The sequence below is a fragment of the Megamonas sp. genome, assembly GCF_986095205.1.
In genome coordinates, this window is sequence record NZ_CFQVBI010000009.1 from 1 (window position 1) to 9639 (window position 9639).

The 9639-nt window shown below is 27.8% G+C and carries 12 protein-coding genes; 5 read left to right on the forward strand and 7 right to left on the reverse strand.

Features of this window, described 5'->3' with window-relative positions; genetic code table 11:
- Nucleotides 1–206: 206 nt before the first annotated feature.
- Complete coding sequence (locus tag AC5LAX_RS01115) at nt 207–968, forward strand: MurR/RpiR family transcriptional regulator (protein WP_018999558.1); 762 nt, start codon at nt 207–209, stop codon at nt 966–968.
- 133 nt (nt 969–1101) lie between these two features.
- Nucleotides 1102–1908 (forward strand): 2-thiouracil desulfurase family protein, encoded by an 807-nt coding sequence (locus AC5LAX_RS01120; RefSeq protein ID WP_288908849.1) that lies wholly within the window; start codon nt 1102–1104, stop codon nt 1906–1908.
- A 93-nt stretch (nt 1909–2001) separates the two neighbouring features.
- On the opposite strand, the gene AC5LAX_RS01125 is transcribed toward AC5LAX_RS01120, so the two are convergent.
- Nucleotides 2002–4266, reverse strand: coding sequence for a glycogen/starch/alpha-glucan phosphorylase (locus tag AC5LAX_RS01125; protein WP_288908850.1), 2265 nt, complete (start codon nt 4264–4266; stop codon nt 2002–2004).
- Between the two features lie 297 nt (nt 4267–4563).
- Nucleotides 4564–4980, reverse strand: a complete 417-nt coding sequence (locus tag AC5LAX_RS01130) for a cupin domain-containing protein (RefSeq protein ID WP_018999556.1) — start codon at nt 4978–4980, stop codon at nt 4564–4566.
- 197 nt (nt 4981–5177) lie between these two features.
- Between AC5LAX_RS01130 and AC5LAX_RS01135 the strand changes: the two genes are divergently transcribed.
- Nucleotides 5178–5534, forward strand: a complete 357-nt coding sequence (locus AC5LAX_RS01135; protein ID WP_115151856.1) for a hypothetical protein — start codon at nt 5178–5180, stop codon at nt 5532–5534.
- A 102-nt stretch (nt 5535–5636) separates the two neighbouring features.
- On the opposite strand, the gene AC5LAX_RS01140 is transcribed toward AC5LAX_RS01135, so the two are convergent.
- The 5 genes from AC5LAX_RS01140 to AC5LAX_RS01160 form a co-directional block, all read right to left on the reverse strand.
- Nucleotides 5637–6332 (reverse strand): LrgB family protein, encoded by a 696-nt coding sequence (locus AC5LAX_RS01140; RefSeq protein ID WP_018999554.1) that lies wholly within the window; start codon nt 6330–6332, stop codon nt 5637–5639.
- 4 nt (nt 6333–6336) lie between these two features.
- Nucleotides 6337–6702, reverse strand: coding sequence for a CidA/LrgA family protein (locus AC5LAX_RS01145; RefSeq protein WP_288908852.1), 366 nt, complete (start codon nt 6700–6702; stop codon nt 6337–6339).
- Entirely contained in the window at nt 6703–7380 is a 678-nt protein-coding gene (locus AC5LAX_RS01150) for a FadR/GntR family transcriptional regulator (protein ID WP_008537446.1), read from the reverse strand.
- Between the two features lie 172 nt (nt 7381–7552).
- Nucleotides 7553–8140, reverse strand: a complete 588-nt coding sequence (locus AC5LAX_RS01155) for a hypothetical protein (RefSeq protein WP_018999552.1) — start codon at nt 8138–8140, stop codon at nt 7553–7555.
- 35 nt (nt 8141–8175) lie between these two features.
- The gene (locus AC5LAX_RS01160; RefSeq protein ID WP_022227802.1) at nt 8176–8835 is read right to left on the reverse strand and encodes a Crp/Fnr family transcriptional regulator; all 660 of its coding nucleotides are present in this window, start codon (nt 8833–8835) and stop codon (nt 8176–8178) included.
- A 141-nt stretch (nt 8836–8976) separates the two neighbouring features.
- Between AC5LAX_RS01160 and AC5LAX_RS01165 the strand changes: the two genes are divergently transcribed.
- Together AC5LAX_RS01165 and AC5LAX_RS01170 are read left to right on the forward strand one after the other, a co-directional pair.
- Nucleotides 8977–9210 (forward strand): LSm family protein, encoded by a 234-nt coding sequence (locus AC5LAX_RS01165; RefSeq protein ID WP_008537449.1) that lies wholly within the window; start codon nt 8977–8979, stop codon nt 9208–9210.
- A gap of 94 nt (nt 9211–9304) precedes the next feature.
- Nucleotides 9305–9511, forward strand: coding sequence for a hypothetical protein (locus AC5LAX_RS01170; RefSeq protein ID WP_266287201.1), 207 nt, complete (start codon nt 9305–9307; stop codon nt 9509–9511).
- The last annotated feature ends 128 nt before the right edge of the window (nt 9512–9639 follow it).

Consider the following 9639-nt stretch of genomic DNA (forward strand, 5'->3'; position numbering starts at 1 on the left):
AACAGGTACACAAGTAAATGCAACAAGTACAGAAGGTAGACAAGATGTAGATATCTTCCGTGCACAAATGGAATTTTATTTCTAAGAATAATATTATATTGTAAATAATAAAAGAGCTTAGTTTTGTATTTACAAAGCTAGGTTCTTTTATTTAATTATAAAGTTTTTTATAAATATAATAATCTATATTTTTAGGAGATATTTTGATGTTATTAGAAGAATTAGTTAGTAAAAATTTAAATAAATTAAATCCTACAGATTTAATAATATGGAGATATATTTATGCTAATAAAGCTGAATGTCCATATATGTCAATTTATAATATAGCAATCAATTGTAATGTTTCTAAAACAACAGTACTTCGTTTTGCTAAAAAATTAGGATTAGATGGTTTTAGTGATTTAAAAACTATGTTAAAGATGGAATTAAATCAAAAGATAGAAAATTCTTCAATAGATATAGCACAAGCAACTATTAATTTATGTGAACAAGTAGGCAAAGGGATTGCTAAGCAAGATTTTACTAAATTAAATAAATTATTATATAATGCAAAAAGAATATTTGTATATGCTTCAGGTTATGTACAAAAAAATGTTGCTAGTGAAATATCACGTTTATTTGTTAATTGCAATATATTAGTTTATGAAATAAAAGTACCTGATGAATTTGCTACTATTATTAGAAATATAAGAAAAGGTGATTTATTTATTATTATTTCATTAAGTGGAGAATCTAAAAATGTTATAGATGTTGCACAAAAACTTTATTTACAAAAAATACCAATTATATCATTAACACAATTAGAAAGTAATACTTTAGCAACACTGAGTACAGGAAATATATATATAACTCCTGTAAGATTACCAGCTACAGTGGATTTTGAATATAAATCTATGTTAGGATTTTTTTTAGCAGTAGAAATATGGTTTGTTAGTTATAGTCAATATTGTATAGATAAAAATATATGATATATTTTATATGTTAATTTGCAATTTTGGGGTAAGGTTATTTTGATAAATTTCTTGTACTATGATTTATAAGAATAATATAATAGAAAGAGTGATATAAATATAATTAAAATTTAAGATATAAGGTGAAGATATGAAAAGTATAAGAGTTGTAGCAGCTATAATTAAAGATAAAGATAAAATTTTGGCAACTAAAAGAAGTTATGGGGAGTTTAAAGGTGGTTGGGAATTCCCCGGTGGAAAGATAGAAGAAGGAGAAGATAAAAAAACAGCATTAATTAGAGAAATAAAAGAAGAATTAAATGCTAATATTGAAATTGATAGCTACTTTGCTACGATAGATTATACGTATCCTAATTTTCATATGATTATGGATTGCTATATTTGTAGTATAGATGATTTTGTAATCAATGAAGAAATACATGATGAGGCAAAATGGCTGACAAAAGATGAATTAGATAGTGTAAATTGGCTGGCAGCTGATGAAAAAATCGTAAATAAATTAAAAATATATTTAAGTTCAAAGATTGCAGTGAGTGCTTGCCTTTTAGGCGATAATTGTAAATATAATGGCAAAAACAATTATAATGAAGAAATAGAGCATTTGTTAAAAGATAAAGAAGTATATAAAATATGTCCAGAAATATTGACAGGACTTAGTATTCCTAGAAAGCCTGTAGAAATAAAAGATAATAAAGTCATAACGCAAGATAATGAGGATATGACAGAGATTTTTCTTCATGGTGTAGATAAAGCATGGGAAAAATTAAAAGATAAAAATATAGATTTGGCTATATTGAAGGCGAATAGTCCAACATGTGGCAGTAAAACAATTTATGATGGAACTTTTTCACATACATTAGTAGAAGGAAATGGATTGTTTGCTAAATTATTAAAAGATAATAAAATTATGGTAATCAGTGAAAAAGATATAGAATAAAAAAATACCTAATGAGTTTATGCGATAAATTTTGCTTTATACATAGCTCATTAGGTATTTTTTATAGAATTAAATTATTAAGTTTGTTTAAACTTATTTGTCTAAGTGCCAAATGTCATGATTATATTCGGCGATTGTGCGGTCGCTGGAGAAGTAACCAGCATTAGCGATATTGATTAAAGATTTTTTAGCCCAAGCTAAGCGGTCTTCGTAATCGTTATATGCTTGGTCTTTTGTTTGAATATAAGCTTTTAAATCTAATAAACTCATGAACCAGTCTTTAGAAATTAATTCATGATGTAAACGCTGGAGATTTTCTGCCTGTCCAATAGATGTCATTTCTTCAGAAATTAAGAAGTCTACGGCATTTTTAATAATTTCATCATTATTATAGTATTTTCCTGCATCATAATCGTTGTTGTTGTAATGAGCGATAACATCATCACTGCTTTCACCGAAGATATAGATATTGTCATCGCCAACAAGTTCATGAATTTCTACATTGGCACCATCTTCAGTACCGATTGTAATAGCACCATTGAGCATGAATTTCATATTACCAGTACCACTAGCTTCTTTACTTGCAAGAGAAATCTGTTCGGAGAAATCGCAAGCAGGAATGAGTTTTTCGGCATTAGTTACGTTGTAGTTTTCTACCATTACCACTTGAATGTATTTGGAAGCTACAGGATCTTTAGCGATAATATCTTGAAGACATAAGATAGCATGAATTATGTCTTTAGCAATGATATAAGCTGGTGCAGCTTTAGCGCCAAAAATGAAAGTAATAGGTGTAGAAGGAACATAACCACTGCGGATTTTTTGGAGAAGTTGAATGATGTAGAGTAAATTCATTTGTTGACGTTTATATTCATGTAAACGTTTAATTTGAATATCAAAAATGCTATTTGGATTTAAAGTCAAATGCATTGTTTTATTTAAATAGTTGCATAAATCCTGTTTACGATTTTGTTTGATAGTTAAGAGTTTATTTAAAACAGTTTCATCATCAACAAATTTCAATAAATCTTTTAATTTTGTAGCATCAGTTTTGTATTCATCACCAATTAAAGTTGTGATATATTGACTTAATTCATGGTTGCAGTGCAATAACCAACGGCGGAAAGTGATACCATTTGTTTTATTATTGAATTTTTCTGGGTATAATTCATAGAAAGCTTTTAATTCACTGTTTTTGAGAATTTCAGTATGCAAGGAAGCAACACCATTGATACTATAGCCAAAATGAATATCCATATGAGCCATATGCACAAGGTTATGTTCATCAATGATTTGTACGGCTTTGTTATCACTGCGAGATTTAGCAATAGCATTTAATTCTTGAATAGTTGGAATGAGTTGAGGTACTACTTGTTTTAAATCTTCAAGATGCCATTTTTCAAGTGCTTCAGCCAAGATAGTATGGTTTGTATATGCACATGTTTTGGATACGATATCAATAGCTTCATGTAAATCGATACCTTCCAAGACTAAGCGATTGATTAATTCAGGAATTACCATAGATGGATGAGTATCATTGATTTGGATACATACATATTTATAAAGTTCATGTAAATCATGTCCTTTAGCTTTTTCTTCCATCAAGATTAATTGTGCAGCGTTGCTTACCATGAAATACTGTTGATAGATACGAAGCATTTGACCTTCTTTGGTGCTATCATCAGGATAGAGGAATAAAGTTAAATTTTTACGAATGTCTTTTTGGTCAAAAGAAATACCATCATTAACGATAGTTTCGTCAATAGTATCAATATCGAAAAGATGTAATTTATTTAAGCCTTTTTGATAACCTAATACATCAATATCGTATAATTTAGAATGAACAGTAAAACCATTAAATTCAACATCAAAACCAATATTAGTATCATTTAACCAAGATTTATCTGTAATCCATGGATTTTTTTCTTCTTTTTGAAGATGATTTTCAAATTTTTGTTTGAATAAACCAAAATGGTAATTTAAACCTACACCATCGCCAGATAAATTTAAAGTTGCAATAGAGTCTAAGAAACAAGCAGCAAGTCTTCCAAGACCACCATTACCTAAAGATGGTTCGAGTTCAATTTCTTCTATATCACTTAAATTTTTGCCATTATCAGCAAGTAATGTTTTTATTTCATCATAGATACCTAAATTTATTAGGTTGTTAGATAATAATTTACCTATTAAAAATTCAGCAGAAATATAATAAAGTTTACGAGGGGTTGAAGTTGGTTTTCTGTCATTGCTTAAATTTTTTACTAGCATTAATAATCCAGTATACAATTCTTCATTTGTACAATCTTCAATTGTTTTATTAAATTGAGTTTGTAAAATATTAGTTAATTTAGTTTGCATATTTTCTACTCCTTTAATATTAAACTTTGATTATGCACCACTATATTTAGATTAGAGAATAAGCAATATTTTGTAAAGGTTATTTTCTAGTTCTATATTATAATATATAGTGTCAATACTTAAGGTTTTTTCTAAAGAGTAAGAAAAAAGAATTAATTACATATATTAAATATATAGATATTAAAAGTTTAAATTTCTTTAGAGTAGATAATAAAAACTGCACTTCTAAAATTATATTAGGTTAATTTTAAAAATGCAGTTTCTGGTTTATAAATTTAATTTTATCTGGAATTTTTATTATTTTAATTGCAAATATTCTTCATCAGTTACAGGTTCAAGCCATTCATTAGAGCCACCAACAGCAGGAACTTCAATAGCTAAATGAGAAAAGAAACTATCTTTTGTAGCACCATGCCAATGTTTTACTTCTGCAGGAATATTGACAACATCGCCAGCTTTTAATTTTTGAGCAGGTTTTCCCCATTCTTGATAATATCCTTCGCCAGCTGTTACTAATAATATTTGACCGCCTTTATGATGAATATGCCAATTGTTGCGACAAGCAGGTTCAAAAGTAACGTTACCAATAGAAACACCTGTAGTAGTGAGCATATTCAAATGAGCTTGACCAATAAAAAATTTACTGAATTGTTCTGGTAATTTATCTCCTAATGGAAAAATTAAAGAATCACTAAATTCTTTTAATGTAGACATATTATTACCTCCAAATAAATATTTTTCTATATATTGTTATACTACTTGGAGTAAACTTCAAGTCAAGGTTTTAAATAAAATATTGTGTATATTAAAATGGATTTCTCATTTGAAAAAGTATTTTATCTATGATAAAATATCTATAAAGTTCAGTTTTCCGAACTAATAGCTTTAATATTTAAAGGTATGGTGATATTATGGCAAATTTGAATAATTTCATGTTTAAGGTAAAAGATTATAATAAAAATAAATCAAATAATATTGTAAATAGTAATATTACTTTTAATGAATATGCAGATAAATGGTTAAAAGAATATCGTTTACAGATAAGAAAATTAGATTTGCCTATAGTTATTAATAATATAAATATTGGTAAATATTATTTTGGTCAAAAGAGATTAAAAGATATTACTTCTTTAGATTATCAACAATTTTTGATGAATTACTCTTTAGGAAGAAAGAAATCTTCTGTAGAACAGGCAAATTCAATTATTCAAAGTTTATTAAAATCGGCATTAAATATTGAACAATATAAATTTTTATTGAGAATTTAAAAGATGAATTTAGAAATAAAAAAAGACTGCTAGAATTGCATCTTAAAATCATTTAACGGATTAAAATGCAATACAATAGCAGTTTTTTTTGGAGTGTAAAATTTATAATAAAGTCGCATAGAATGAAACAGCAATTACAGTAACAATACCAGCTACAGCAATAGTTAAGCTACTGATAGCAGCTTCAATAGGGCCCATTTCAATTGCTTTTGCAGTTCCCATAGCATGAGCAGATGAACCAATTGCTACACCTTTAGCTACAGGTTCATAAATTTTAAATACTTTGCAGATATATTCAGCAGTCATATTGCCGAATACACCAGTGATAATGATAACAGCAATAGTGATAGTAACGATACCACCTAATTCTTCAGATATACCAATACCTATAGCAGTTGTGATAGATTTTGGTAAAAGTGTTACATATTCTGTATGACTAAAGCTAAATAAAATAGATAAAGCTAAAATACAACTCATACTAGTGATTACACCAGAAACGATACCAGCCATGATAGCTTTTACGTTCTTTTTCAATTCTTCTAGTTGTTCATATAAAGGAACAGCAAGACAGATTGTAGCTGGTGTTAATAAATAACCTAAATATTTAGCGCCTCGATTATATTCTTCATAATCAATATCGAAGGTTACTAAAAAAGTGATTATAAGACCTATTGCTATTAACAAAGGATTGAAAATGGCAATTTTTAATTTACGTTTTATGCGCAAACCTATTTCATAGGCTAATAAGCTAATAATCAAACCAAATAAAGCTGAATTAAAGATAAGATCCTGTAACATCTAATTAGCAAGCCCCTTTTTTCTTCTTACTAGATACAATAATAAATTGTGTTATATGACCAGAAATAACCATTACAATAACAGTAGTTAAGCTTACTACTAAGGCCAAAGGAATTAATAAATCACGAATTACATTCCATGCATTTAAAAGTCCAACAGCAGCAGGAATGAACATGATAGGCATAGTTTCGATTAATAATTTACTAGCATCTTTGATAGCAGAGATATTTAGAATTTTGAATTTTAAAAGTAAAAGCATTAAAACTAAGCCATAAACACTAGCGGGAACAGGTAATGGAACGAGTTCCTTAAAAGTTTCAACGATAAAAGTTAAAGTTAAAATAATACCAAATTGTTCAAGTAATTTCACTTAAAGAACCGCCTTCCATTTTAATATTTCTTTATCAACTAAATCGTAATGGTGATTAATAGCTGCATAACCAGCTAATTCATTGCGATTGATGATGCAATTTAGAATTTCTTTGTGTGAATTGATAATTGTATTTTTGGTTTCAGCTGTAGCGCTGGAAAAAATATTATCAATTAATGTACAACATACATTAGAAAGTGCATTCATCATGCTAATCATTAATTTGTTTTGAGAGATATGTAAAATAATATCATGAAATAATTTGTCATAGTGGCTTTCACGATGACATTGCTCCATTTTTGTAACTACTTTTTGTAGCAATTTTATTTCTCTATCAGTGCATTTTGTAAAAACATGGCGAAAACATTCTAAGGCAATAGCACGTCTGATTTGATTGATTTCAGTAAAATTAGATTGCTCTAAAAGTAACATGAAATTTATAGTGGCGGAGATATTGCCACTGATTTTATTAGATAAATAATTGCCAGAACCTTGACGGCTTTCAATAAAACCCATGCTTCCCATAATGCGAATTGCATCACGGATAGTATTGCGACTTAGAGAAAGTGTTTCAGATAATTTGCGTTCAGTAGGGAGTTTATCACCAACACTGAGATTACCAGAAATGATTAATTCCTTGATATATTCTAAAACTAAGATATAACCTCTATCTTCCAAATGTGTACCCCTATCTATTTAAATAATTGGTAGTACCAATTATTATACATTAAATTATGTTGAAGTCAAGAGAAAAAATCGATAAAATCTGCATAAAAAAAGAAGTAACATATAGTTACTTCTTGCAAACTTATTATTTAGTTGATTATATATTTAGTTTTTAATTTTTTAGTTAAGATTTTTGTTGAAGTCTGTTGATTTCGTTGAAAAGTGTATTATATTTTTGCGGAGATAGACGTTTATTAAGTTTTTCTAGAAATATGTCTAATTTATATTTATATTGAGCAAAATTTCTTAAATTATTTTCATCTATAGATTTTATGGTGTTATGTGTTAATTTATAAATATTAATAAAAGCTGTTTGAATATCTGGGCTTAGATGCTTGAATAAATCATGGCTTTTATCATTGATTAGAAAATCTATATCTTGTTGAAATCTCAATAATTCATGGCGAGCGCCTATCATTAAAATTTCATTGCATTTAAACATATTTTTTTTAAATAAACCGATATAAGTTTGAAAATCTCTATTTTTAGTGATGCCAGCTTGAAGAAGTGACATAGATGAGATTTTTTGATGATAATCTTGCATTCGTGCTATATAAAAAAGCACTTCTTCCATTTGATAATCGCTTAAACTTTGTTTTTGCTGATAATAAGCAAAGTCTTTTTTAGTAGCATAGATGATTATTTGATAATGTTTTTTTAGATTTTGGAAATTTTTTCTAAATTTTATAAGCCAACGTAAAGATTTAAACATGTGATTACTCCTAAATTTTAATCATTTAATAAAAATTATAATAAAGTAAAATTATTTTTGTGATAAGTAATTAGTTTATCTTTTTGCATGCGTGATAATTCAGCAGACATAGCACTTCTTTCAACAGAAAGAAAATCTGCAAGTTCTTGTCTATTGAAGGGAATGGTAAAGGAATTACTATTGTTTTTTAAAGCTTCGCTAGATAGATAAGATAAGATTTTTTCACGAGTTGTTTTTTTGCTTAAATGGTCTATCTTTGTTGTTAATTGTATATTTTTTTTAGCTATGAGTAAAAGCATATTTTGAATAATTTTTGAATGAAAATTGCATGCAAATTGACAAGGTGAAGTTATTTTTTGATAGTTTAAAAACATAATTTCAGCTTTTTCAGCAGTTACAATGCTGAAACAATTATTGTTAATATTCGTGCAAACAAAACTTTCGCCAAATAAATCGCCTGTTGAAAGCGTAGTGAGAATTGTTCGATTGCCCCAATAATCTTCTTTGATGATATTTACTCTACCTTTTAAAATTATACCTACTTCAACGAGTGGTTCAGAGGCTTTGAGTATATAAGAATTTTTTTCATAAGTTTTTATGTTCATCAAAAGGCATTTGAACATATTGATTAAATCCTTTGTATCAATGCCAGAAAATAAAGCTGAGTTTTTGAGTATATCTAAATATTTTTGCATAAAACTACTCCTTTGTTGGAAAAACAACATATATAATATTATACTAAATTATAAAATATTGTAAATAATTGTTTAATAGTTGATAATAAAGATGGTATAAGGTAAAATTATAATAATCAAAGTTTTAAGGAGCGATTGTGCATGTTTAATGAAGATTTTAAACAATACAAAGGTCACATTGTAAGAGTTATTTGTAATGATGGTAGAGAATATGTAGGAGAACCTACAATTTTTAGAGATCATGATGCTACATCTTTACCTGGTTCTGATTGTATTTCTTTTTATGAAAGCAATACATATCGTGTAGCAGACTTTTTCCGTGCTGAAATAAAAGATATTGTTGTTATTTGCAAACAAGAAGCGCAAGAAGCATAATTTAGTGAAATAAAAACCCGAAGAATTCTATTAATTTTATGTATATATTTTAATAGTAATCTTCGGGTCTTTGTCTAATTAAAGGAGATTTTTTATGAAAACTTTAGGTTATTATAATGGAAAATATGATGAAATTGATAAAATAATGATACCTATGTCAGATCGTTCCCATTGGTTTGGCGATGGTGTATATGATGCCACTTGCGCTAGAAATTATAAAATCATGGCTATTGATTATTGTGAGTCGCACACTTGTGATTTAAATCATGAGTTAGGCGAACAAAATAGTCAGCGTATATAGAAATATGTACGTAGAGATAGACAAAGAACTATCCAATACTGTCTGAATTGCTGGAAAACCCTAAAGATATCTGAACTACAACGTAAACATGAAATAAAGTTAAGCGTGAATGTGGCGAAAGCAGAAAA

Bases quoted from the DNA above. Each gene is read 5' to 3' on its own strand.
- AC5LAX_RS01130 (WP_018999556.1), bottom strand. From the start codon at position 4,980: ATGTCTACATTAAAAGAATTTAGTGATTCTTTAATTTTTCCATTAGGA.
- AC5LAX_RS01125 (WP_288908850.1), bottom strand. From the start codon at position 4,266: ATGCAAACTAAATTAACTAATATTTTACAAACTCAATTTAATAAAACA.
- AC5LAX_RS01135 (WP_115151856.1), top strand. From the start codon at position 5,178: ATGGCAAATTTGAATAATTTCATGTTTAAGGTAAAAGATTATAATAAA.
- AC5LAX_RS01120 (WP_288908849.1), top strand. From the start codon at position 1,102: ATGAAAAGTATAAGAGTTGTAGCAGCTATAATTAAAGATAAAGATAAA.
- AC5LAX_RS01160 (WP_022227802.1), bottom strand. From the start codon at position 8,835: ATGCAAAAATATTTAGATATACTCAAAAACTCAGCTTTATTTTCTGGC.
- AC5LAX_RS01140 (WP_018999554.1), bottom strand. From the start codon at position 6,332: ATGTTACAGGATCTTATCTTTAATTCAGCTTTATTTGGTTTGATTATT.
- AC5LAX_RS01115 (WP_018999558.1), top strand. From the start codon at position 207: ATGTTATTAGAAGAATTAGTTAGTAAAAATTTAAATAAATTAAATCCT.
- AC5LAX_RS01155 (WP_018999552.1), bottom strand. From the start codon at position 8,140: ATGTTTAAATCTTTACGTTGGCTTATAAAATTTAGAAAAAATTTCCAA.
- AC5LAX_RS01170 (WP_266287201.1), top strand. From the start codon at position 9,305: ATGAAAACTTTAGGTTATTATAATGGAAAATATGATGAAATTGATAAA.
- AC5LAX_RS01165 (WP_008537449.1), top strand. From the start codon at position 8,977: ATGTTTAATGAAGATTTTAAACAATACAAAGGTCACATTGTAAGAGTT.